The sequence below is a fragment of the Pseudoalteromonas luteoviolacea genome (assembly GCF_000814765.1).
Lineage (GTDB): Bacteria > Pseudomonadota > Gammaproteobacteria > Enterobacterales > Alteromonadaceae > Pseudoalteromonas > Pseudoalteromonas luteoviolacea_H.
The window spans coordinates 259,823-285,175 of the sequence record NZ_JWIC01000005.1 but is presented as its reverse complement, the minus strand read 5'-3'; the positions used below and the strand labels follow the sequence as shown (position 1 = coordinate 285,175).

Annotated in this window: 20 protein-coding genes; 15 read left to right on the top strand and 5 right to left on the bottom strand. The window is 41.0% G+C overall.

Going from position 1 to position 25,353, the window contains the following annotated elements; genetic code table 11:
• The first annotated feature begins 330 nt into the window (after window positions 1-330).
• From JF50_RS08780 to JF50_RS08755, 6 genes are all read left to right on the top strand, one after another.
• Window positions 331-1,728: a TolC family protein gene (locus JF50_RS08780; RefSeq protein ID WP_039609079.1), complete on the top strand. Its 1,398-nt coding sequence runs from the start codon at window positions 331-333 to the stop codon at window positions 1,726-1,728.
• The gene (locus tag JF50_RS08775) at window positions 1,715-3,037 is read left to right on the top strand and encodes an efflux RND transporter periplasmic adaptor subunit (RefSeq protein ID WP_039609078.1); all 1,323 of its coding nucleotides are present in this window, start codon (window positions 1,715-1,717) and stop codon (window positions 3,035-3,037) included. Before JF50_RS08780 ends, JF50_RS08775 begins: the two co-directional genes overlap by 14 nt.
• On the top strand, window positions 3,034-6,144 hold the full coding sequence (locus tag JF50_RS08770) for an efflux RND transporter permease subunit (protein WP_039609077.1): 3,111 nt from the start codon (window positions 3,034-3,036) through the stop codon (window positions 6,142-6,144). Before JF50_RS08775 ends, JF50_RS08770 begins: the two co-directional genes overlap by 4 nt.
• Before the next feature lie 158 nt (window positions 6,145-6,302).
• Complete coding sequence (locus tag JF50_RS08765) at window positions 6,303-6,857, top strand: elongation factor P hydroxylase (RefSeq protein ID WP_039609076.1); 555 nt, start codon at window positions 6,303-6,305, stop codon at window positions 6,855-6,857.
• Window positions 6,847-7,968 carry an ATP-NAD kinase family protein gene (locus tag JF50_RS08760; protein WP_039609075.1) on the top strand — a complete coding sequence of 374 codons (1,122 nt, stop codon included), beginning with the start codon at window positions 6,847-6,849 and terminating at the stop codon, window positions 7,966-7,968. Before JF50_RS08765 ends, JF50_RS08760 begins: the two co-directional genes overlap by 11 nt.
• 13 nt (window positions 7,969-7,981) lie before the next feature.
• Entirely contained in the window at window positions 7,982-8,260 is a 279-nt protein-coding gene (locus JF50_RS08755) for a YfcL family protein (RefSeq protein WP_039609074.1), read from the top strand.
• A 55-nt stretch (window positions 8,261-8,315) separates the two neighbouring features.
• On the opposite strand, the gene JF50_RS08750 is transcribed toward JF50_RS08755, so the two are convergent.
• Window positions 8,316-9,527: an NRAMP family divalent metal transporter gene (locus tag JF50_RS08750; RefSeq protein WP_039609534.1), complete on the bottom strand. Its 1,212-nt coding sequence runs from the start codon at window positions 9,525-9,527 to the stop codon at window positions 8,316-8,318.
• A 245-nt stretch (window positions 9,528-9,772) separates the two neighbouring features.
• Window positions 9,773-10,648 (bottom strand): LysR family transcriptional regulator, encoded by an 876-nt coding sequence (locus JF50_RS08745; RefSeq protein WP_039609533.1) that lies wholly within the window; start codon window positions 10,646-10,648, stop codon window positions 9,773-9,775.
• A gap of 123 nt (window positions 10,649-10,771) precedes the next feature.
• Between JF50_RS08745 and JF50_RS08740 the strand changes: the two genes are divergently transcribed.
• The 4 genes from JF50_RS08740 to JF50_RS08725 all read left to right on the top strand — a co-directional run bounded on the left by JF50_RS08740 (window position 10,772) and on the right by JF50_RS08725 (window position 14,279).
• Window positions 10,772-11,740 (top strand): aldo/keto reductase, encoded by a 969-nt coding sequence (locus tag JF50_RS08740; RefSeq protein ID WP_039609073.1) that lies wholly within the window; start codon window positions 10,772-10,774, stop codon window positions 11,738-11,740.
• Between the two features lie 36 nt (window positions 11,741-11,776).
• On the top strand, window positions 11,777-12,265 hold the full coding sequence (locus tag JF50_RS08735) for a hypothetical protein (RefSeq protein ID WP_039609072.1): 489 nt from the start codon (window positions 11,777-11,779) through the stop codon (window positions 12,263-12,265).
• A gap of 415 nt (window positions 12,266-12,680) precedes the next feature.
• Window positions 12,681-13,733, top strand: a complete 1,053-nt coding sequence (locus JF50_RS08730; RefSeq protein ID WP_039609071.1) for a hypothetical protein — start codon at window positions 12,681-12,683, stop codon at window positions 13,731-13,733.
• Window positions 13,734-13,895: 162 nt separating this feature from the next.
• Complete coding sequence (locus JF50_RS08725) at window positions 13,896-14,279, top strand: nuclear transport factor 2 family protein (RefSeq protein ID WP_039609070.1); 384 nt, start codon at window positions 13,896-13,898, stop codon at window positions 14,277-14,279.
• A 78-nt stretch (window positions 14,280-14,357) separates the two neighbouring features.
• On the opposite strand, the gene JF50_RS08720 is transcribed toward JF50_RS08725, so the two are convergent.
• Window positions 14,358-16,364, bottom strand: a complete 2,007-nt coding sequence (locus JF50_RS08720; protein WP_052262198.1) for a spermidine synthase — start codon at window positions 16,362-16,364, stop codon at window positions 14,358-14,360.
• A 135-nt stretch (window positions 16,365-16,499) separates the two neighbouring features.
• On the opposite strand from JF50_RS08720, the gene JF50_RS08715 reads away from it, so the two are divergent.
• Window positions 16,500-18,494 carry a winged helix-turn-helix domain-containing protein gene (locus JF50_RS08715; RefSeq protein ID WP_052262197.1) on the top strand — a complete coding sequence of 665 codons (1,995 nt, stop codon included), beginning with the start codon at window positions 16,500-16,502 and terminating at the stop codon, window positions 18,492-18,494.
• Window positions 18,495-18,567: 73 nt separating this feature from the next.
• On the opposite strand, the gene JF50_RS08710 is transcribed toward JF50_RS08715, so the two are convergent.
• Window positions 18,568-19,431 carry a PD40 domain-containing protein gene (locus tag JF50_RS08710; protein ID WP_039609068.1) on the bottom strand — a complete coding sequence of 288 codons (864 nt, stop codon included), beginning with the start codon at window positions 19,429-19,431 and terminating at the stop codon, window positions 18,568-18,570.
• Between the two features lie 469 nt (window positions 19,432-19,900).
• Between JF50_RS08710 and JF50_RS26000 the strand changes: the two genes are divergently transcribed.
• A complete protein-coding gene (locus JF50_RS26000; protein ID WP_052262196.1) occupies window positions 19,901-21,211 on the top strand; it encodes a cysteine hydrolase family protein in 1,311 nt (436 codons plus the stop codon).
• 115 nt (window positions 21,212-21,326) lie between these two features.
• Here JF50_RS26000 and JF50_RS25995 read toward each other — a convergent pair whose 3' ends face one another.
• Window positions 21,327-22,523, bottom strand: coding sequence for a helix-turn-helix domain-containing protein (locus JF50_RS25995; protein ID WP_052262195.1), 1,197 nt, complete (start codon window positions 22,521-22,523; stop codon window positions 21,327-21,329).
• 154 nt (window positions 22,524-22,677) lie between these two features.
• Between JF50_RS25995 and JF50_RS08695 the strand changes: the two genes are divergently transcribed.
• From JF50_RS08695 to JF50_RS08685, 3 genes are all read left to right on the top strand, one after another.
• On the top strand, window positions 22,678-23,112 hold the full coding sequence (locus tag JF50_RS08695; RefSeq protein ID WP_039609067.1) for a DUF6326 family protein: 435 nt from the start codon (window positions 22,678-22,680) through the stop codon (window positions 23,110-23,112).
• 92 nt (window positions 23,113-23,204) lie between these two features.
• On the top strand, window positions 23,205-24,605 hold the full coding sequence (locus tag JF50_RS08690; protein ID WP_039609066.1) for an FG-GAP repeat domain-containing protein: 1,401 nt from the start codon (window positions 23,205-23,207) through the stop codon (window positions 24,603-24,605).
• A 387-nt stretch (window positions 24,606-24,992) separates the two neighbouring features.
• Window positions 24,993-25,328 (top strand): hypothetical protein, encoded by a 336-nt coding sequence (locus JF50_RS08685; RefSeq protein ID WP_039609065.1) that lies wholly within the window; start codon window positions 24,993-24,995, stop codon window positions 25,326-25,328.
• Window positions 25,329-25,353: the final 25 nt, after the last annotated feature.

Genomic DNA, 25,353 nt, shown 5'->3' with positions numbered 1-25,353 from the left:
TGGTTTTCTTGTTTGCTTTATTAAACGTGTTGTTTCCATAAAAATAACAAATAAAGTGAAAAAAATGTTTTTTTGTTTTTTAAACGTGAATTTTGTGAATAGAAAGCGTGTGTTAGAGGTGCTTGCAGTTTTGAACTAGGTAAGTAACGAATTCGATTTTTGATAAAAAACCCCTAATAAGGTTAGGTATTTTGATCGCAAATTGCCTTTGTTGGGTATGAATACTTCTACCTTGATGAATGTAAGGCTATGTAAAGTTCATTGGGTCATTGCATTACTTGTCAGTACACTAAAATAGTAATGTAGAGCTAAGCCTATAGGAATAAAATAATGCGGCTAAAAATGGCGTTGGTTGCAACTATGATAAGTTTACTGAGTGGCTGCGTAACAACGCACCATCTTGATGGGAACTATGTTGCGAATATCAAAACCCCTTCTAATTGGCAGTACCCACACACAGAGGGAAGCGTTCAGAGTGATTGGTTAAATCAAATTTCAAATCCACAGGTACATGCATTGGTTACCAAAGCGCTAGATAATAATTTACTACTGCGTAAGCAGTCTATTGAGATTGAATCTGCAAGACAAAGACTGATTATGAGTGGCAGTGCGCTTTGGCCAACGCTAACCTTAGCAATGGATAGTAGTAGGCGAAAGTCTGCTTCAGAGCAATATTCATCGGATCACGATTTATCTCTTAAAGTGGGTTATGAACTTGACCTTTGGGGTAAGTTAGGCGATTCAGAACGCGAAGCCAATCTTGAGGTGATGTCGAGCATAGAAAACTATAGGCAGCAAAGGCATGATTTGGTGGCAGACGTCATTATAAATTGGTTTGCCGTAATAGAAGGAAAGACGCAGCAATTGCTACTGGATCGGCGTTTACAAGTTGTAAAACAAAATCTAGATATCATTGAGTCAGGATATAAACAAGGGTTAAATAGCGCGTTAGATGTTTACCTTGCACGCACCGAGCTGAATAATGAGCAAGCTAAGTTAGCACAGCAAGCATCTACGGTTGGCAGTCGCATTCGCTCCTTAGAACGGCTAATCGGGACCTATCCAAAAGGTGCACTCGCCGTGAATGCTGCCTTGCCGCTGCTAGAGTCAACAGTACCAGTGGGGGTACCGTCTGCATTAATTAGTCGAAAGCCAGCGCTTATATCTAGCTGGTACGATTTATTGGCGCGAGATGCGGCGCTTGCTTATGCGCACAAGCAACGCTTCCCAAGTATTAATTTGAGTGCCAGTTATGGCTCAAGGGGAGACAACTTCGAAGACGCTTTTTCGTTATCCAATGTGGGTTGGTCACTACTTTCGAGCATTTCTGCGCCACTTTTTAATGCAGGCAACCTGGCTGCCAAAGAAGCATTAGCGAAAACTGAATTAAAAGCAAAAGAGTTAGCGTATCTTAACAGTCTTCAAGACGCTTTCGCCCTAGTAGAAAACAAAATCAGTGAAGAGGCGTCACTCAAACAACGTTATCAAGAAACTTTGGTTGCCCAAAAGAATGCTCAGTTAGCAGAGCAGCTATCATTTGAGCAGTATCAAAAAGGGTTAGTGAGTTACACCACGGTCCTAGATGCTCAAAAGCGCGCTTTTGATGCGCAAAGCAGTTTGATATCGATAAAAAACGAATTAATTAAGAATCGAGTAGAGCTTCATCTAGCCTTAGGTGGAGATTTCCAACAGACCCAGCCTGAGGAAGTGAGCAATGACATTGGCTAAACGATTTATATTACCTATCGCGATACTCACAGTGTCTGTTTTACTGGTTGTGTTTATTTCATCTAACCCACCCCAATCGAAAAGAGGGAAGGGAAAACCACAAGCTAAAATGGTTGTTGACTTTGAGGTGGTTAAAGAAAAACCTTTCACCATGATGATTGACAGCTATGGCATTGTAAAACCACGTACGCAAAGCGTTCTCGTGGCTCAAGTCTCTGGTGAAATTAGCTATGTAAGTGACAGCTTTAGAGATGGTGGCTTTTTTGAAAAAGGCGCATTGTTACTGCAAATCGATGAAAGAGATTACAAAGCAGAAGTGCAAGTTGCCAAAGCCGCTTTGCTTAATGCACAACAGAGTTTGCTAGAAGAAGAAGCAAGGGGTAAGCAAGCGCAAATTGATTGGTTACGGCTAGGCGATGGAGGAGAAGCCAGTGACTTGGTGCTTAGAAAACCCCAATTAGAGGCGCAAAAAGCCAATGTATTATCTGCTCAGGCAAAACTTGCAAAGGCTGAATTAGCTTTGGAGCGAACGCGTTTAGTCGCCCCCTTTGACGGTAGGATACTCAGCAAAAAGGTCGACCTTGGGCAAGTGGTAAGCAATAACAGCCAGCTTGCTGAAATTTATGCGACAGACTATGTCGAAATAAGGTTACCCATCAATAATCGTGATTTAGCGTTTATGCGCTTACCAGAGCATTTTAGAGATGGTAAAGCCAATACCCCTAACCCTGAGGTGTTTTTGTACTCAGATCTTGTAAAAGCGCAGCGATGGCGCGGAGCAGTTGTGCGTACAGAGGGCGCCATTAGTGAGCTTTCTCAACAGTTATATGTGGTAGCACAAGTGGACGATCCGTTTTCTGTGGAGCAGGCGGGTGACTTTGCTATTAAGATTGGTCAGTATGTGAATGCTCAAATAACGGGTCGAACACTAGAGGGGGCGATTGCTATTCCCAGTAGCGCTATTTACCAGGGGACCTACGTTTATATCCTTGAAGAGCAAGACTTATTGATGCGTAAGGACATCACTATATCTTGGCAGAATGATCAGTTTGCTATTGTCGATTCAGGGCTTGTCGCAGGCATGCGATTGGTAACGACCCCGCTTGGGCAGGTCAGTTCAGGGACACCCGTTGCACTGAATCGAAGTAAAACGGATGGTGCCCAAGACATGCTTTCAGAATCGCCAAAATGGGAGAAGTTATCTGAAAAACAAAAGATAAGGTTGAAAAAACTTGCGGAAAAACGCGGAGTGAGTATCGAGCAACTGTTGGCTGAGCGTGAACAAAAAGCGCGGGAGGCGGGCATATGATTGCTTGGTTTACACGGAACCCTGTTGCTGCGAACCTATTGATGCTGTCAATCTTGTTCGGTGGCTTGTTTTCAATGACGACAAAAATTCCTTTGGAAGTTTTTCCCTCTTTTGAATTGGACGTCATAAGCATCAATATGTCTCTGCGCGGTGCAACGCCAGAAGATGTTGAGCAAGGGATCTCAATACGTATAGAAGAAGCAGTGCAAGACCTTGAGGGAGTAAAGCAGATCTCCAGTCGCTCTTCAGAGGGATCTGCAAATGTCAGGGTTGAAGTCGATACAGGGTATGACCCCAGAGAAATGCTTGCAGACGTCAAAAGTCGAGTAGATGCGATAAATACGTTTCCAGCGGACGCCGAAAAACCAGTGATCTCCTTGGCTGAGCGAAAACGTGATGTGATCACTGTGACGGTAGCAGGGAATTACTCTGAGAAAGAGACACGCGAATTTGCTGAGCAAGTTCGAGATGATCTATTGCGTATCGATGGTGTGACACAAGTTGAGCTCGATGGTGTACGAGATTACGAAATTGCGGTTGAGCTTAGTCAAGATAAGCTTAGACAATATGATTTGACGATAAAGCAAGTGGCTAACTTGATAGGGCAATCCAGTGCAGATATTTCAGCAGGTAATTTAAAATCATCGGGCGGAGACATTTTATTGCGCTCAAAAGGGCAAGCATATCGCAAAAATGAATTCGCAAGTATTTCAATAAAAACCAGTGCCGACGGCTCGGTTGTCTATTTATCCGATATAGCGACTATCATTGATGGATTTGAAGAGACACCCGTACGAACACGCTTTAATGGTAAGCAAGCCGCATTTATTGAGGTTTATCGCATAGGCCAGCAAAGTGCAATTGAGGTCGCTGATAAGGTAAAGGAATATATCGAGGCGCGCCAAGACTCGCTCCCTAAAGGCTATGAGTTAAGTTATTGGGACGATGACTCGGTCATTGTAAAAAACCGCATCTCTACGTTAACTTCTAACGCACTTCAAGGTGGTATTTTAGTGTTAGCCTTGTTGACATTGTTTTTGCGCCCAGCCATCGCATTTTGGGTATTTATAGGGATCCCTGTCTCATTTATGGGAGCGTTTTTAGCGATGCCGTTCTTTGGGATCAGCCTCAATATAATGAGTTTGTTTGGTTTTATTCTCGTGCTGGGGATTGTGGTGGATGATGCGATTGTAACTGGCGAGAATATTTACACACATCTTAATAGTGCAGAGTCGGGGGAAGAAGCAGCAATAAAGGGCACGCAAGAAGTAGCAACGCCTGTGACATTCGGTATTTTAACGACCGTAGCTGCGTTTTTACCGCTGGCCTTTATTGATGGGGTTCGAGGTGCAATTTTCGCGCAAATTCCAGCGGTTGTGATCCCGGTACTGTTGATGTCACTGGTGGAGTCTAAATTTGTATTACCCGCACATTTGAAGCATTTGAAACCGCGTAAAAGCACACAAGAAGCAGGTCGCTTTAGTCGCTTTCAACAGCGCTTTGCAGATGGGTTTGAGCGGGCAATATTAAAGTACTATCAACCAGCATTGAAAGTTGCGATTTCTCACAAGGGAGCAACACTGAGTGCTTTTGCTGGTGTCTTTTTAGTTATTTTGGCCCTAATTACTAGCGGTTGGACTAAGTTTATTTTCTTTCCACGCATCCCCAGTGAAACAGTACGTGCAAATCTGACATTGCCGACCGGCACGCCTTTTGAGGTGACTGCAAAGTATATTGATTTGATGTCTGACAAGGCACAGGTCCTCAAAGATAAATACGTAGACCCAGATACTGGGGAAAGCGTGATCACGCATATTTTGGCAACAACCGGAGGGCGAGGTGGCGCATCTAATTCAGGGCGTGTGCGTTTTGAAATAACACCGCCTGAGTCTCGTTCCCTCAGTATTGACTCAAGGCAATTGGTGCGAGAGTGGCGCACTTTAATTGGCACTATTCCAGGAGCTGAAAGTCTAACTTTTCGGGCTGAAATTGGCCGCTCTAGCGACCCCATTGATGTACAACTGACAGGCACTTCTTTAGTTGTACTCAAAGAAGCGGCGCAACAGGTTAAGGCCAACTTGGCGACGTTTCCCACCGTATTTGATATTACGGATAGTCTAAGTGATGGAAAAGAAGAGCTGCAAATTGAATTAACCGCGCAAGGTAAAGCGCTCGGACTGACTAGAACAGACGTGTCAAATCAGATCAGAAGTGCATTTTTTGGCGCGCAAGTGCAGCGGATCCAACGAGGGCGAGATGATGTGCGCGTTATGGTTCGCTTGCCGTTAAATGAGCGTAGTAACTTAGCCACATTAAATACGCTGCTCATTAATACACAAAATCAAGGCGCAGTCCCTTTAAACCATGTTGCGACACTCTCTCCGGGTCAGAGTCCGTCGAGCATATATCGGATTGATCGATACCGAACGGTTAATATTACCGCTGACATCGAAAAAGAAAATACCAATATGACCGTGTTGCAAGAAGAGTTGAAGGTATTTTTAGATCAGCTTGTTGCACAATACCCTGGAGTGACGCATTCATTAGAGGGCGAAGCCAAAGAGCAGCGGGAGTCGTTTGGGTCACTGGGCTGGGCACTCTTGTTTGTGTTCTTTATTATTTATGCGCTGCTGGCTATTCCATTTAAATCTTATATACAGCCCTTAATCGTAATGAGTGTGATCCCATTTGGGCTAATTGGATCAGTGATTGGTCATTGGATTATGTCAATGGAGCTCACGATCATGAGTTTATTAGGCATGTTGGCGCTGATAGGCGTGGTCGTGAATGACTCGCTGGTACTCGTTGACTACATTAATAAGCAACGAGCTAAAGGCGGTGAACTCATGAATGCGGTGTTAACGGCTGGAGCTGCACGATTTAGACCAGTCATGCTGACCAGTATCACGACGTTTTTTGGTTTGATGCCGCTTTTGTTTGAGCAGCAAACACAAGCACAATTTTTGATACCCATGGCCGTTTCTTTGGGGTTTGGTATTGTCTTTGCGACTTTGATAACACTTATCTTAGTTCCAGTGAATTATTTATTGGTCGAGAAAGTGCAGCGCTTTAGCCGCAGTATTAGTTTAAGGCACGTAAATTCATAACGCGTTACCGATGGCGCTTGGCTGAGTTGGCGCCATCGATTCATAAATAGGTCATGTGAACGATAGCAGGTGACTTGACCCCGTGTCATATTTTTTACTTTCATATCAAAAGTACGTACAATCAGCGCCCATTGAAAAACCGCGCTCTATTGGCGTTTATGCACCAAATATCTGATCTAAGAAATATATTCGATACACAGTTTTTAAGCACACACAATACTCGTCTAGTTAGGGGGGGAGATGAACCTATCTACTTACCTGCCAATGATGAGTGTGCATATCATCAGGTGGTTTTTGCTCATGGTTTTTATGCCAGTGCTTTGCATGAAATAGCCCATTGGTTAGTGGCGGGTTATGCGCGTCGCTTATTAGAAGATTATGGCTACTGGTATTGCCCTGATGGCCGTGATAAATCGCAACAAGCTGAATTTGAAAATGTTGAAGTAAAGCCTCAGGCCATTGAGTGGGCACTGAGTGTGGCAGCTGGTTTTGATTTTAATGTATCGGTAGATAATTTAAATGGCGAACAAACCTGTCGTTTTAGTTTTCAAAAACGGGTTTATCAGCAAGTTTTAGTGCTATTAGACAGTGGGTTTAATTGTCGTACTGAGCGGTTATTAAAAGCGTTATCGGCGTTTTACAAAACGCCTTGGCCATTACAAAAAGAACAGTTTTCTTGGGATTGCCCACAGGAGTTAGAAGATGTCATTTAAACTCGGTTTAATTGTAAATCCCGTTGCGGGGTTAGGTGGTTCAGTGGCCTTGAAAGGCAGTGATGGTGCAGACACAGCACAAAAAGCATTGGCACTGGGCGCAGAACCCAAGTCCAATAATCGAACAAAGCTTGCGCTAGAACAGGTAGTGCCTTTTAAGGAGCGTATTCAAGTATATACGGCATCTGGTGAGATGGGTGAGCGTATCGCAAAAGAGCTTGGTTTTGATACACAGGTTATTTTTACTGCCAATGACCAAACAACCCCACAAGATACAGAGGATGCGGCGAAAAAGTTAATTGAACAGGGTGTTGATCTGATCTTGTTTGCTGGTGGTGACGGTACGGCACGAAATATATGTTCCGTGGTAGATGACAAGGCACCTGTATTGGGTGTGCCTGCTGGTTGCAAGATCCACAGTGGTGTGTATGCCATTACGCCAAAAGCTGCAGGTCGAGTGGTTGAAATGTTGATCAAAGGTGAGCTGGTTACCTTAGCTGAAGCAGACGTTATGGATATCGATGAAGCTGCATTTAGAGCGGGGACAGTTAAAGCAAAACGCTATGGCGAAATGCAAGTTCCCAGTGAAGTGCGTTATGTGCAGAGTGTTAAAAATGGCGGTAAAGAAAGCGATGAATTGGTTCTGGCTGATATTGCCGCATTCGTTATCTCTGAAATGGATGAAGAAGTTCGTTATATCATGGGTTCTGGCTCTACGGTTGAAGCTGTGATGGAAGAGCTTGGATTAGAGAATACCTTACTAGGGGTTGATTTGATCCAAGATCATGCGCTGTTAGGGCAGGATTTAACTGCGAAACAGCTGCTTGCGCTCACCAAAGACCAACCGACTAAGCTAGTGATCACCTTGATAGGTGGCCAGGGTCATATTTTTGGCCGAGGCAATCAGCAGTTGAGTCCTGAATTAATCAGACAAATTGGTAAAGAAAATATTATTGTGGTTGCGACAAAGCGCAAACTACAAGCATTAGATGGTCGCCCATTGATAGCAGATACGGGCGATCAAACACTTGATGATGAATTGAGTGGCTATATTAAAGTCGTCACAGGATACAATGATCATGTGATGTATGCCGTTGGGCATCAAGAATAAGTGAGGAGACGAAATGTCATTTGAAACCTATGTAGAGGCTGCACAGCAGTTTTTTGATGAATTAGTTGATCGTGCAGATGATGATGAACTCTTTGCTGGTGGCTATTTGCGAGGCCATTTTGATTTGGCTGTGGGCTACGCTCAAGTTGAGGAGCTCAATTTACAACCAGAAGAGTTAAATACGAAGATAGAAGAAAGCCTTGTAAAAGCCTACCGCAATGGCGAGCTAACAGATGAAGATAAAGAGCACGTTGTTAGTATTTGGGAGCAAGTTAAGGCATTAACTGCGTAATATATTGTCACTCATGACACATGGTCATGAGTGACTTTTATTTCCAAGGCTAACGTTATATAACCCAGCGCCATACTACAAATAATAGCGAAAACGAGACGAGGTATATTAGTCCCAACGTGGATAGCACTTTGACGGGTTTAGGCAATGACTTGTATATCTCTCCTTTGATTAAAGATAAGTTGAGCCAGGCAAAAAATGGCGTGGTTAAAAAAGCCATGGTCATCGCAAACATTAACATCTCTTTTAAGTTGCCTTTAAAGAATAATACAACAATCATACCTAGAGCAGACTGAAGTCCTATTAATAAGGATAAGCTGTGCTTGTAATTATGTGGCTTGATGATTTTGAGAGACTCATCTAATGTTCTAGCGTAGCCATCTAACACCGTAATGGTTGTGCCAAACATACATAAAAATGCCACAACGGCAATCAACCAACGAGACCATTCACCTATTGTCATTGCATACATGTCAATAAGTTGCTTTGAGAATGCTACGCCTGCCAATTCAATCTTTTGCTCTTGACCATATTGAAGTAGCACACCGAGTGCGAAAAACACTAATGCGAGTATCAGCATCATGGCGTATCCGAGGTTAAAATCAAACAAGCTTTGTCGTCTGGTAAGATTGGCTGTTTTTAATTTACTCTTTAGCCATAGAGAGTTGATGGCAGAGACTTCAATTGGGGCGGGCATCCACCCCATCAATGCAACCATAAAGCCCAATAATGCCAATTCATAGGGGGAAGGGGCCACTTGCGGCGTAGGGTGCGCTGGGCCATTCATTAATGCAACAATGAAGGCTGCGGCTGTGGCAATGCACAAGAATACCATGATCACCTTACTGGAGTTGTCCAGCAGTTTATAATGGCCAAAGATGAGAATGCCTAAACATACAAATAGCAGTCCAAAGCTCAGCGTTGTTAGTGATAAATCACCGGGTAATATATATTGCAATAGTGCTGCGGTAATCAGCAGTACACCGGCTGTGTTAACAACGGCTGCGAGTAAATTGACGATGAAAAAGAGATAAAAGAGAGAAGGGTTTTTATCTTTGTAGCCTTGCACCAAACTCTGGTTAGTGCGCAGGGTATATTCTACGCCAAAGCGAAAAAATGGGTATTTGAGTACGTTGACTGCAATGATTAGCCAAAGTAGCTGCCAACCAAAAAGCGCACCAGCTTGAGTTGCTGCAACAAGATGAGAGCCTCCTACCGATGCCGTGGCCATCAATATGCCAGGCCCAAGTGCCTGACTTTTAGACATAATGCTTGATAACACGTGAGATCCTTGTTTTTGATTGTTATGGTAACGTGTTAAAAAAATTATCCAAGTGAAATTTACGATTAAAAGATTCATAAATTATGAAACGCTCGTATCGCGTATACACACGTAGGTGCAGCGTGCAGTGTAAAACCTAAGTTATGAGGAAATGTGCTTTCAGGCCCGCCAGCGCCAGAGGCGATTAATAAAGGATATATGTAGGGCCTGTTGACACGTTCCTTTAAAAATTATTCTGAATCCAGGATAAAATAGTTTTTTATAAAATCAATGAATGTTTTGATTTTATGCGCTTTTTGACTTGATTGAGGGTAAACAAGAAACATCCCATTTTGTGGAGACTGGTATGCCTGTAGCACCTCAACCAGTTGTCCATTGTCTAATTGTGTTTGTACAAAGTAGTCTGCGATGCGGATAAGTCCTGCGCCTTCAATAGCATATTGTTTGATGAGCATATTGTCATTACTAGACATCCAACCATTCACCATCACGTGCGTATGTTCAAAATGCCATTTAGATTGTCCATTGGCGACGATGCAGGCTTGCGCGGTGAGATCACTGGGTTGGTTGATATGAGCGTGGCTTCTTAAGTAACTGGGCGATGCGACAATAATATGTCTGTAGTCAAATAGCTTGATGGCCACCATATTAAGTGGAGGAGACACGGTTGCCCTAAATGCAACGTCGTAGTCTTTGTCATTTAAATTGTGTGTTGTATAGCTAGAATTAATAGAAAACTCCACCTTAGGGTAGCGTTTTTTAAACTCTGCACAGAGCTTTGGCAGATAGATTTGCGCAAACATACGTGGCGCTGTAAGCCGAATTATACCTTCGACTTTTTCTGTATTGACACTGCGTTCTAATTCGAACAGTTGACCTCTGATCGATTTTCCTTGCTCAAACACTTGCTGGCCATATTGGGTAAGCTTCACACTTCGGGTTGTTCTGACCAACAATGGGGCATTAAGGACTTGCTCAAATCGTTTGATTTTATCTGAGAGCTGACCTTTAGAGATCCCAAGTGCTTTTGCGGCTTTTGTATAGTTAAGTTCTTCAGCTAGCTTGACAAAAAGCAGCAGCAATTCAACGCGTTTATGTTCATTCACTCGATCTTTCCAATACTTATTGTTCATATAAATGAACACAGATTTCTTTTTTTGGTACTTTTATTCAAAATATAGAACAATATCATATAGCCAGATATGTTTTACGACTAGCTGGAATAAAGTATGAAAACGAACTTACCGATTCAAAAGTATTTTCCGACAGTAGGCCCAATTGCCTATGGGTGCATGGGACTAGGCGGACAAGGCCCACACGTTTTAGACGCTGATGTATTACAAGCACATAAAGTCATTGATTGTGCCTTAGAGTCAAATATTCACTTTTTTGATCATGCTGACATTTATCGAGATGGGCGAGCAGAACGTGTATTTGGCATAGTACTATCTGAAAGGCCTGAATTGAGATCACATATGGTCATTCAATCTAAATGTGGGATACGAAAGAAGAATAAGGAGCATGTGGGCCTTTATGATTTTTCTGCTGAATGGGTGCGACAATCAGTGGATGGAATTTTGGCTCGTTTAAACTTGGAGTATTTAGATGTACTGATGCTGCATAGGCCCGATCCCCTTATGGACGTAGAGCAACTGGCCATGCAGCTAATAGAACTTAATAATCAAGGAAAAATCAAACATATAGCTGTATCTAATATGAACCTCCACCAAATCTCATTCTTACAAAGGGAGTTAGACTTGCCCATCATTGCTAACCAAATAGAAATGAGTTTAGCAAAGCTTGATTGGTTGGATGATGGTGTAATGGTTGGTACTCAAGGCAGTAACTTGGTTGACTTTGTAAGTGGCACAATCGAGTACTGTCAAAGCAATAATATTCAACTACAAGCCTGGGGAAGTTTGGCAAAAGGGCAATTTTCTGAACACGGGTTATACTCTGATGAGCTAAGAGTACGAAAAACCACGGAATTAGTTAAAACACTGGCAAATAAGTATCAAGTGAGTGGAGAGGCAATCGTACTGGCGTTTTTATTACGTCATCCAGCTAAGGTTCAGCCAGTGATTGGTACAACCCATGAGAAAAGGATAAAAAATGCAACACAGGCAATCGAAATTTGCCTTGAGAGACATGATTGGTATGACTTATACGTGACCTCAAGGGGGAATCCTTTGCCCTAAGTAAAATAGTGAGATCATAGAGCGAGGGGTATAACTATGACAACACATCCATTTGACACGTTTCAGACAGAGTCTGGATATACATTCTTTTTAACGCCATGTCCGGGTACTAAAGGCGTTGCACTCTTCTCTTCCTTGAAGCAACTCAAAGAGGCTAATGTAGCAGGCGTGATCACGCTGATGAGTGATGAAGAACTCATTCAAAGTGGTGTGACTGGGTTACAGGCTGGTTGCGCTAGCGTGGAATTGTACTGGTGGCAATTTCCAATGCCTGATGACGGGGTACCAAATGAAGAGTTTAGACTGCGTTGGCAAAAGCATTTGCAGCATATATTACATGTCATAACACAAGGACAGACTGTGGCGGTGCACAGTAAAGGCGGATCCGGTAGAACGTGCTTAATGCTTGGCTTGCTTTTGTTGGCACTTGGTCACACCAAAGCACAATCCAAACGATTAGTAACAACCGTATGGCCTGACGCGTTAACTAAGTCTCCCCAAGCTCAATTCTTTGAACACTTCTAATCTATAGGTATTGGATTGTCGCGACTAATCTAATACCTATTGCTCTAAGCAAAAATATCTGTCATATCTGTAATACAATCCAAAATTTAAATTAACTTATTGATTATAAAATACTTTCTGTGTTTTTCTTGTTCTGTTCTTCAATTTTATTAGATGTAAAAATCATCAAGTGGTCGTATCAGTCTGCTAACTTTATGAAATTACAAAACTAACTAGCTATTTTGAGCAGAGTTGTTCCTTTTATGATGTAATACCAAAAGCTCATTTTTAAAGCTTTTAGTAGAGCTTTTGTTTAGATATTGGTAATAATAACTGCAACTTTTGACATGGTTACTTGCTGAAAATTGGTACTTTGGTACTGGCTACCCAGGGATGCTTGCTTATGACAGCTCGACACACACCGCTGGAGTGTTTTATGCAACTATTTGAAACTGATACTGCTCGCTTAACGAATGGCGCACGTCCATTAGCAATTTACGTGCTTTTTACCTTGTTGTTATTATTATTAACGCTTGTAAGTTTTCCCAGTAAAGCCTTGGTGGTGATGTCTGGTGAGTTAGATAAGCATTTAAAGTCTTACAATTACGGTACAAAAGCAGACAACAAGTGGGTCCAGCCAAGCCACCAGTATCAAATGCAGTTTCAGATGTTATTTGAAGCGTTTCATCAGCAAAATTGGCCCATGGCCAGTGAGCTTGCAAACGATTTGGACTATCAAGTCATTCAATTTAATGATGTAGATACAGATAAAACATATTATTTACTGCAAGAGAAGTATCAACTTCCAAGCGATAAGTTTATTGGTGGTGGGACCTATGTACTCAATACTTCGGGCACCAATGCTGTGTTACAGGCACCGCATCCAAAAAGAGATTCTTTTACGGGTACGCAAGCGATAGACGCTTTTTTATATACACAAACAAAGTTACTTATGCTGGCTGGCACACGACGAGACAGCAGTCATGAGATCAGTGAGTGTACAGGTACAAATTACTCAGCCAGTGATGTTGCGCATCAAACCGAATCTTTGTTTCAAGTGGTGCATGAATACATGAGTGATTATGACTTAGCCACTGTTTTTATTCAGTACCATGGTTTTGGCAAAACAACACGAGCAAAATTACAAGCTCAGTGTGGCACTGATAATGATTTAATGCTTAACCTGAGTGAAACAGTCCGTTATTCAACAAACCCTAATGAACATAGTATTTTGCACTCTATACGTCGAAGTGTAGAAGATGAAGGAGTGATCAAGGCATGTGTGTATGGTAATGATACGAAAAGCTTAGGCGGCACTTGGAATGTGCAAGGTCGTCATAGTAATGACTCTGTTGATAGCTGCCACAAAAGTGCTGAGGCATCGTCAAAACGTTTCATTCATTTAGAGCAAAGTTATGGTGTTAGAAAGTACCATCGCGCTGCAATGCAAAGACACCTTAAAGTGGCTTTGGACGAATTTTTTCAATAAAACAATCTCCCAATCAGTAAACCGAGTTGCTAAAGAGCAGTCACCGCTCTTTAGCAACTTTTATACTTCCAGTCGCTTATCTAGATTTGATCCTTTGATTTTTTAGTGCTTTGTCTGTAGGTTGATATTTAATCAGCTATTTTAAAATATAAGGATGTTAAAATGCTAGAGCGCGACAAAACAGCACTCATCAATCAATATATCGAGCGTTACAATGCGTTTAATATTGAGGGTATGCTGTCGTTATTTGATGATAGCATTGTGTTTGAAAATGAGTCTAATGGTGAGGTGAATGTCAGGGCCGAAGGCAAGCAAGAGTTTGAAGATCTTGCCAATGAGTCTGCAAAACTGTTTAGTCAAAGAAAGCAAACAGTGACTCATTGTATTGTCAACGACACAATGGCACAGATTGGCATTGATTATTTAGGCGTACTCGCGGTAGATCTGCCAAATGGGCTGAAAGAGGGCGATGAGCTTAAAGTACAAGGTAAATCTTACTTTGAATTTAAAAATGACAAAATTAGTTATATTAAAGATGTAAGCTAGGCAATATGCAGTGAATAGTATTCGTGTAGCCATATATTACAGTGACTACACGAAGTTTTATCAAAATGGGATCTAAGCTCATAACTTTATATAGGGTAATAAACTGTGCTTTTCATCTGTCCATAGTGTTGTTAATTGGTTTTTAAATGCATACCTATCTACGTGAGTAGATATCGGCATTGATTTAAGAAATGCCTCATTGTTTGTCATAATGACCCATTTAGAACCCAACTGAGAGTTTTCATTTCCTTGAGAGTTAAAAAGCAATAGTGACTTATTAAACCGTAAGCTTTGGCTTGCCATAACAGGCATGAGATCAATATGATTATTGGAAATATGCATGATCAATACACCATTATTGTGCATTCTTTGCCAATATAGCTCAAATGCTTCAATGGTGAGTAAATGCGTTGGGATCACATCACTTGTAAACGCATCAATGACAATCGCATCGAGTTGAAAGGCGCCTTGGGCGATCTCTTTGGCAACCAGTTGTCGACCGTCACCTATCTTAACGTTGATATCGGCCAAACTATTATCTAGATAGCTGAAATACTGTTTAGCGATGTGAAAAACCGCTGGGTTTAATTCATAGAAAGTGATGGTGTCATGTTTTTTACCATTTTGTGCAAGCACTCCTGCACCTAGGCCAATAACCCCCAAATTTATAGGACCATTTACTTGTAAGGTCTCAATGGCTTTAACAACACCGGTATTTTCATGGTAATAGCCTAAATCTAAGCCGACACCATTCATTAATTCGTAACCATGAATGGTTGTTCCATCTATGAGGCGGCGTTCAATGATGTTGTTAATCGTGATGTCTTTAACCGTGAGTATCCCATAGAAGTTCCGTTCGGTGGTCACGTTAAGCTTTGTGTACGTGTTATTTAACACCATGAAACCACAAGCAACTGACATTAAAAGACTTATGTATCCGAATTTCATGTATTTAGAAACAGAGCGTTGGGTATAGTGATATACATGCACGGAAAAAATCGCGATGAGCGTAAGAGGATATTCTATTGGCAGGTTAAAGGTTACAGGTGCTAAAACTGAACTTGTTAAACTCCCAAGCACACTGCCAAAAGCGACACAAATGTAGAATGAGGTCATTGAATATTGGTTAGGGGCAATTCGTCTAAGCGCTCTGTGACAGCTCAATGTACAGATAAATAAGATGAGCGCATACATGCTCAGTTGAGCGACAGCATTAAATTTGCTACCTAAAAAGTACATCAAAATGCCTGCCAAAGTTGCAAATATCAAAGCTGGGTAGGTGTAAAAGCTGCGCTTTTTTACAGTAAGAGAAAAAGCAATGATAAAGGTGATTAAATAAATCGCTAAAGGCATAACCCAAGTTAAAGGCATTGGCGGTATGTTAACGTTGATCATAAAAGTGGTAGAGCTCAAAAGTAGGGAGCTCAGTGCTGCTAAAGTGATACATCTAAGCGGGTTATTAAAATGAACTGAGGTTGGCTTTATTGGGTTTAGAGATGTTTTTTGAGACATTTTGGGTATGAGCAATACCATAAGCGCGAAAAACAACACCACGAATACCAGCAAAGCTAAAAACCATAGCTCTTTGAGTGTGGTGAGCCCGAAGTAAACCTCAAATATAAAGGGAAAAGTAAGCAAAGCTACAAGGGAGCCAAAGTTTGAGAGTGCATACCAGTGATAAGGTACTGAGCTTTGATTTATCAAACAGTACCATTTTTGTAGCAGTACGGATGTCGTACTTAACATGATAAAAATGGGGCCTATTTGTGCGGCAAGAGACACAACCACTGACCAAGGAGGGGGTAACATACCAAGTATGTTTTTCTCAACGTGTGTATATGTAACGGCCACTGCCATGATTAACAAGATTAGGTGCAGTGCAACTTGCCATTGTAGTCGTAAGTGACGGATAAAGTGAATGTATAAGTAGCCCAATAATACGCACGTCTGGAAGAAAAATAAGCCAGCTGACCAAACAGACGCGCCTCCGCCAAATTGAGATAATTGCTCTTTAGATAAAATAGGTTGAATTTGAAACAACAAAAATGCGCTGAGTAAAATTATTAAGGTAGAGAGTACTGCCATGATTCGTTCTTGTTTTTTGTTAAGTGAGCGGGCAGCGTGTATTAAAGCGTACTATTTATGCTATAAAATCCTGCTAGAGATTGCCTTAAGAAAACCTTAGTATATGAATCGTAAGCTTATTTAGGAGTCGTTGAGTTGAAGTTAGAAATAGGGAGCTATCACGTAGATGCTAAACGGTGTCAAATTACTGGTTTTAACGAGGTAATTAACATTGAGCCGAAAGTCATGGAAGTGCTGGTTTACTTGTATTCCCATAAAGGGGAGGTGGTAAGTCAGGAAGAGATTTTTAGTGCAGTGTGGCCGAAAGCAATATTTAACCCAAGTTCAGTTCAACGATGTATCGCCATACTCAGAAAGGCTTTTGATGACGACGCTAAGCAACCGTCTCTTATCATTACTCACCCTAAAAGAGGGTATAGTTTAGACGTACCAAGCCCTAAATTAAACGCTTTTAAGCTCGTGTTGGGAGGGGGTGTTACGTGTTTGATAATTGTAGCGGTTTTCATTTCAATCTTTTTAAATCAATTGCCTCATAAAAATGATTTTTCAGATCTGCTGCCTATTAGCAGTAGTTCAGGGAATGAATTTGCATTTATGACGTCACCCAATGGCTTGTATATTGCGTTTATCCGAGAAGCGAAAAACACGAAACATATCTGGATCAAACAACTTGATACAGGCGTGGAAAAGCGCATTTCTCGCCAGTCGGCAGATTATTTAAGTTTGGGGTGGAGCCCAAATGGTAATGGATTGGTATTTACAATAAGAGAGCAGGCTGGTTCATCTTTACAATTTACCACACTGGATTTGGTTTCGATGAGCCCCTTTGAGCAAGAGGAAGCATATCGTACCAAGGATCATGTGATCTCGAGCCATAGATTAGATTGGGCTGCTGATAATACGGTTTATTTTACCGAAAAACATCGGGCAAGCAGTGATACACAGCTCGTTTCATATAACCTCATCACAAAGAAAAAGCATGTTTTGCACCAATCAAAACAATCGGATTGGCTCTTAATGCAATCATTGTCCCCTGATGAAACCCATATAGCATTGGGTTTTGAAGCGGGTCAAAATAAGTATCGAGTGGACTTACTTGACCTAGGTAGTGGACACCTGAAAACGCTTGTGACGGTTGAAGATGGGTTAAGTGGGCTGAGCTGGCATCCTAATAGAAAAAGCATACTGCTGAGTAAACGTAATGAAATACTCTCTGTTGATCTGCAAGGGAGTATATCTAAGTTACCGTTTAAAAATTATCAAATTGTACGAGATGCAACTTATTCACCCAGCGGGCAAGAAATTTTCATGGAGCTTGTAAAGGTGGATGTCGATATTTTAAGCGCCGAGCGAGAAAATATTAATAACTTAAAACCCTTAGTTAATTCCTCATCGGTAGACTTTTTGCCTGTATTCTCACCCGATCCTACTGTGTTTGTATTCGAGTCACATCGTTTTGGTCAAAAGCAATTATTTATATATGAGCAAGGCCAAGAGCGGCTATTATTTAAAAACCCAGACAATGTTGAACTGTTTGGCATTGCGTGGTCAAAAGATGGTAAATCTGTATTTACGGCGAGCAAAGATACAATATTCCGCATAGAGGTTGCATCCAATAAAATGGAAGCGATCCCACATACGCACAGTTCTTTTTATCTTCGCGAAGCATATCATCATAGTGATGCTTTATTGGTATCTTATCGCTCACCGAATGGTACAGGGTTTCACGCAGCAAAGTTCGATTTGAAAACAGGTGAATTGAAAGACTTCGAAGCTAAAGGTAAGAGATTGTCTTGCTATTCAATGGGGTTGGATGAATCGGATAATATATACTTTTCGAATGCATCAGCAGTTTTTAAGCGTGGTGGCGCTGGTGAAGTTGAACGCATTTGGCAATCACCAGATGCAGGGATAATCGGCGTGACAACCGAATCAAATACACTTTTTGTCACTTTAGAGCAGGGTAATCAATACACACTGGTTGAGCATGACTTATTGTCTGGTAAAACAGATATGATATGGATTGGTAATAAAGATGGCAAAATGCTCATCAACGCTGCATATGACTATTCGCAGTTTTTATATCTCACTGAGCCAACACGTCAAAAGCAATTAGCTCGATTGAGATAAAGCAAAATGGCCGAAGCTTGCTGCGGCCATACAAAATGATTGAAGAGCTCATTGTTCTCAACGACAATGAGGATTAAGGTCTAAGTGATTCAATAAACTCTGAATCTATCCAATAGATATCACCATTTCCCGTACTCGTCGTTCTATTGAAAAAGAAGTACTGACCATCTGGAGACATATAACCGCCTGCTTCACCAGCGTCAGTATTCACTGTTGGTCCCAAATTAAGCGCTTTACCCCAGTTCCCGTCAGGTTTTCGAAAACTGATATAAAGATCAGTGTCCCCGTAACCTCCGTTTCTTTCTCCATCCCAAATAATATAACTGTCATCAGGGGCGATAAATGGATGTGCATTCCATTTACCGGTATTAATTTGTGCAGGTAATGGTTTTGGTGATTGCCGAACCCCATTTTTTACCTCAGAAATCCTAAGTAAATCACCATTTTTATAATCATCGAGGATATAGGTACCTGAAGATGATGAAGATAAACGCATAATACCCCAATCCTTGTTATCGAACATTGGACCTAAGTTTTTGATTGGTGACCAGCCTGAGTCTGTTCTAGCAATATACTTATTGCCAAGGTGTAAGGTATTACCATCTGGCGATAGAGTGGGACGGCCCACTCTTGGCGCTAATGTGGCACCATACCAGCGATTGTTGTTTTGCTTGTACGTCATTGTCCACCACTTGTTAGTATCAGCGTCCATTCGCGTATAATAGAGTTCCTTCAAATCTGGGGTAAACGAAATCGTGTACTCTCGGTCTTTTGGTGTGCTCAACAACCCAGGTGCAAAAACTTTAGCTGTTTTACCTGGCGGTGTTTGTCCTAAGTAAGGGCCATGCAATTCAGTGTCGACCTCCTTGGCCATAATTGAACTGGTGGCAAAAATTGAGTTTGTAGCAATTAACAAGCAGTATATTGTTTTTATCATGGGTTCTCCGGTTTTGTAGTGTTGGTTTCGCTTTCAATAAGGAGAATCTACCTGAGCTGACTTTAATGGCTTGAAGTTGAAGTGACTTTTGCTTGATGTTTGAATTTTTATAAAGTAAGCAAGTATTTCAGTGGTTTATATTATTTTAGAGGGGTAATTTGGTGTTGGCACTGGTCGTATATTGAGTATGATCGCATACATATCGGACGATGCGAGGTTGGCCTGTATGGAATTGCTCAAAGTATGGTTGTCTTTTTATTTCCTCATGTCACGTATTGAGTCTCAGTTCACTAATTTTTGAGTGCTTTTATTGCTTGCTTTTAATCTGATCGCTTAAAAGCAAGCAATCAAGACAAAAATCGCTTGATTTATCCTCGCTTGACTTTGTTAACAAAACGTTGAAGTATCGATGGTTGTTTAAAAATCAACCGTTAACTTACTTTGAAAAGGATAATTAAATAGGTGATTTATGAAAAAGTCTTTATTAGTACTGTCATTGGCGTTTGGACTGTCGGCTTGTAACATTGATGAGAGGCTGCAATTCGCTCATGAAACCAAAAAAAGCGAACACGTTCATTTGAGCGCTCAAAATACGGGCTTGCTCATCATCGATGCTCAAAAAGGATATGTGATGGACAGTGACGACTTTTGGGTCAAGGTCTTCTATCCAGAGCTGGAAATACCAGCGCAAAATGTCGATCCTCAGTTGCATTCTAGCATTGACCGAATCGCACAGTTGGCACAAAAAGCCAATGATTTGAATATGCCAACTGCCATTACATATGAAGCCTTCGAAACCGATATGGGTTTAGATTATACGCCCTATATAACGCGTATCGAGCAAGCACTTGATGAAAATACGCAAAGCTATTTTAAACAGACGTTTAACTCAACACGCGAAGCTGACATACATGCGGCCATGGAAGCCTGGTCAGATGCTGGTATTTCTCGGGTAGTTGTTGCGGGTGCAGAAACGGATGTTTGTGTGATGCAAACCGTGTTAGGGCTTAAAAAAATGGGCTTTGATGTCTATTTAGCGAGTGACGCGACGTTTTCGACAGAAATTTATGAACGTCCCACTTTCAAGCGGTTACAGCAAGCTGGGGTTAAGTTAGCAAAGGCCAGTGAAATTATGGAGTCGATGCAATCTAAGGACAAATTGATCTACAGCCCACGCTATGCAGTTGGAAAAAGAAATGAGCTGTATCAAGGTGAACGACATAAAATGGCGATGATCAATTTTAATATGGATGATATGAGCTTAAATAAGGCGGAGCATGATAATAAACCAGCCACGGAGCCTAGGTTTACATTTTTAGGTTTAGAGCAGGAGTTTTTATTTAGCTACATGCCGAGTTTTCATGTGAATAAAAAAGGTAAGCCTTATACATCAAAATATCGTAAAAATGCCAATGTTGTGAATTATAAAAATATTGCCCCTGTGATTGCTGACATTAAAGCGGCAGGCAAGACACAAGCGGTGATTTCTGGCGTGGTATCTCAGTTAGGTTTGTATGATGCAGTTTATCAATTAATTGAAGCAGGGATAACCCCAATTATTTTAGAGGATGCGCTATTAGGGTCAGATGTAGACCCAATTCACTATTTAGACTACATCTATCAATTAGGCGCGGTGCCAAGCACACAAAAGTCGCATGGCTATGAGATGTATGTCGAAATACAATTAGGCGATTTTACAGAAGAGGAAATTGCCGCATACTATCAAATGATAGAGCTTAATGAAGCTGTGATCCCAGAAATCTACCCGCGTTTACGTTAGGTCCCTAACCCAAAACGATTGAAGTGGATAAGCGGTGATATTACTATCAAGCTTATTCACTTTTACACGCCCATAAGGCGCCACCCTATCATGCGCTCTATCCGAAGTAAGGCTGTTAACTTTTCACATGCGCTTTGCGATATTCGCTGGGAGTTTGTCCTGTTACTTGTTTAAATGCTTTATAAAAAGAAGAACGCGCATTGAACCCTACCTCCAATGCAATATCTAGCACAGTACTGCGATTGGCTAAAATTTTAGGTTTGGCAGCCTCAATCCGCCATTGATTAACAAAATCAAAAAAGCTAACGGATAACGTTTCATTCAACGTCTGGGATAGGTAGTTTGGTGAAACATTCAAGTGTTTTGAGAGTTTGTGTAGTGACAAGTTTGAGTCTAAATAGAGTTTGTCTTGCTCCATTGCTGAGTTTATTTTGGTCGCAATTCGTGTTGATTGTGTTTGATCTAAAGCGGAGCGTTGGTATTTTTTTGTCGCGCAGCGCTGATCATGTGTTGTGTTATCGTCAGTAATGATAATTTCACTTTTATCCTGATTTATGTCATCACTCTCTAAACGTGCTAAGGCGGGCTTTTGTTGCAAACCAAAGTGGGTCATACACCATATCAAAATCAAAGAGAGGATCATTTCCGTGTTGCTATTGAATAGGGCATGATTAAACAAACTTGAGGAAAATACAGTAACTACAGAGCATAACCATACACTTACGGAAATTAAAAGCAGCCAATTCATCCAGTTAAGATTTTTATTATCGTGATTAGAAAAAACATCTTTGAGCTTTTTACGGTATTGGTTCAATCTGCGGACAATTTTTAACAGTGTATATGCGCATTGCAACAGCCAAAGTAGCATCATAATTAAAATACCGATAAGAAGTGTGCTGATAAAAGGGTCGTTGATCTCTTTATCATGTACGAAAATGGCGGTATGAATTTCTTTGGGTAAGGTTAATATCATCATCGAGAGGAGTATGGCTGGTGCTGTTAAAGCATACTGTTTAAGCCATCTTTTTTTCAATTGCCAAGGTGCATCGGCAGTGAGCCCTTGAACATAAAGCCATAAAGAAGGGCAAAGCATAAATAAAGTTGGGAATGCGACGGCTGTGTAAATAGGGTAGTAAGCAGGCAATACCGCAGAAATAGCCGAATTTAAGGCCAAAATGCCACTGGCGAGTAAAAATAACGCCAAGGGTAAGTTTATCGCATGCGTTGCTACACGCGAAAAAAGAATAGGCACACTGATACATACTTGCCCAACAATCATCATCGTCAGGATAATTTCGATAGGGTTGGCCAAACTTTGTTCCTTTTATCACTTTCCGTTGAGCGGCTCAATCAAAATAAAGTGTCCGCGCTTATAGTCTCGGACGACCTAACTATTTATAAGTTATATCGTTTAGCTCCGTCAACTACTGCCTAACTCAAGGCTCAAATTAAACAGCGGAGCGAATATGAATACGACGAAGGATATTTCTACCCCATTTGAAGATTATAAAATAAATGTAAAGCTTAAGATTTCAGCGCTTTGGATAGCAGTGATGTTTTGCTATGTCTACGGTGATTACATTGAAGTGTATGTACCTGGTGTTATGTCTGAGGCGCTTTTAGTCAGTGCAGATAGAAAGGGAATTCAATATGAGTTTTTCGCTGTTGCGCTGTTAATGTCCATACCAAGTGTCATGATTTTTCTCACTTTGGCACTAAAACCCACTATTAACCGAAGATTAAATATTATCATCCCTGGTTTATTTGTTGTGCTACTGATAGCCCTTAACCTAGAAACTGTTTGGGGGTTTTACCTTTATCTTACAGGTCTAGAAGTGCTGTTGTCTCTGATGACTATGTGGTATGCCTGGCAGTGGCCAAAGAGTGAAATGACCCAGTAGAAATAGTAAAGAAACAGACGAAAATAACCAGCGATATTAAATTTTATCTAATCATTACAAAAAAATACGACATATTTCAATGGAATTAAGATATGAAAAGACTACTCCCTTTGGCTTTATTTAGCAGCTTGATTTACGCATATGACCCAATCAACTTACAATATAATGCCGATGGCAAGCTCATCATGTTAGACAAAGACTCAGCCTTTGTGGCTGGTAATGATGAAGCGGCCTATTTGCAAAAAATCGATCTAAAAAGCAAGCAAACAAGTCTATTGTCTCTGCCTGACAAGCCAATTATGTATAGCCTTGGTAAACTTGCAAATCACCAAGGTGCCCAAGCATTTGTGTTGACTGAGCAAGGTGTTTTTCACGCAGGGTTAACAAAAACACAGCAGCTGGTAAATACCAGTTCTTTATTTACGGCTGATGCTTTTTCTTATTTTAAATATCAGACATTTACGTTAGATGTGAATGGGGATGGCCTGACCGACTTTTATTTACCAGGTATCGAAGAGCAGACCGTGTATGTGCAACAACAGAACGGAAAGTTTGCCTCTATTGTACTTCCATTACGCGCAAAAACAGAGGCTCATGTCACTGAGCAACACTTTACTGTCAGTCATACATTGCCTCAATTTCCTACACTCGCCGACATCAATGGAGATGGTATCGATGATTTGATGTTTTACGAGCAAAAAGCAGTGCGATACTTTTTGGCAACCAGTCAAGGGCCGAGCAAGCAATTGCAAACACTTATTGAGATTGACAGTGAAAGTAAACAGCGAATTGAAAAGTTAAGAGACTTTAACAATGATGGTCTTCCAGATATCCACATCATAGAGAGCCTCACTGATGATACCGATAAAGACAAAGATTTAGACAGTGAAAGTATTCATCGCATTTTCTTTTCTCAGCAAACGAATAATGGGCTGGTTTTTAAAGACAACCCTGATCTCCAACTGACTTTGGAAGAAACGAGTTCTATTGCTCACATTGGCGACTTTGATGGAGACGGAGTCAATGATCTAGCTGTGATCTCTTTTGATATTGGCTTTATGGATATTATTTCAATCGCCAGTGCTGCAATGGAAAATAAAGAGGTGACGCTTGATAGTGCGATTAGCATTTTTAAAGGTAAAAAAGATAAACAGTTTTCGAAGAAGGCGGCGTCAAAGAAAAGTTTCGAGATAGCGATGAATATGAATGAGTCCAGTAGTGGAGCTGGAAAAGGGATTATTTTTAAAGATTTTAATGGTGATGGTTTAACGGATTTGCTGATTAGAGCTGACACCAATGAACTCAAAGTGTATTTTGGTGATGAAAAAAGAGGGCTATCACGAAGGGCGAAACGAATTAAGCGTTCGTTACCAAAATCTTCAAGCGATATTTATAGCCATGACCTTAACCAGGACGGGAAAGAGGAAATTGTTTTAAAGGTGAAGGACAAAAAAGAAGGCTTTAGATTGGAGGCCATTCAAATCAGTAAATAAAGCAAATACACTTACTGGCAATAAAGAGTCACTGCCTGTTATGGATAAGTAACGATATAAGCAGGCAGTGTTCAAACTTGCTCGATACATTCTCTCGGTTGTGCAGAAAAAATACTCGGCTCATTTCCTCTTTATTAGTAATTTTTATTCTCTATACCTTTTTAAGTGACTAATTTTATTGGCTATATGCTCCTTTTTATGGTGGCCACAATACCTATGCATTTATTTGTTTTTCTATGAATTTATGAGAGTGTGTAACTTCTGTTGATTTAGCTATTTACTTACTCAATTTATGAAATAGAATTAGCACCCTGAGTGAGGCTCTCATCACGTATGTTGTGAGATACCTGTGATATTGCGTTAATTTACGGTTAAACAAACAGAAATATGATCAAATTTATTGAAACCACGCCTTGGTGGTTCTTAATACTTCTTTATGTCACTACGTTAGCTCTGGGTACTTTAGTGGGTGCGCCACTGGTGATCCAAGCTTATGACCTACCAAATCCTGTTGAAGTTACACGATTGTTTGTATTAGTGCCGTTAATAAAAGTACATTACTTGCTTCCTTTACTCCTGCTTGTCACTTTTGGCTTGAAGTACGTGAAAAGCAAACAAAAGAAACAACTTACGCTATCTTTCATTGTAGCAAGCATCATGCTTGTTCCTGTTATTTTCTATGGTTTGCAGCTCTCTGACATTTACTTGTATGCAGAAACTTAAAATAAAGAAGTAAGTTTATCCACAC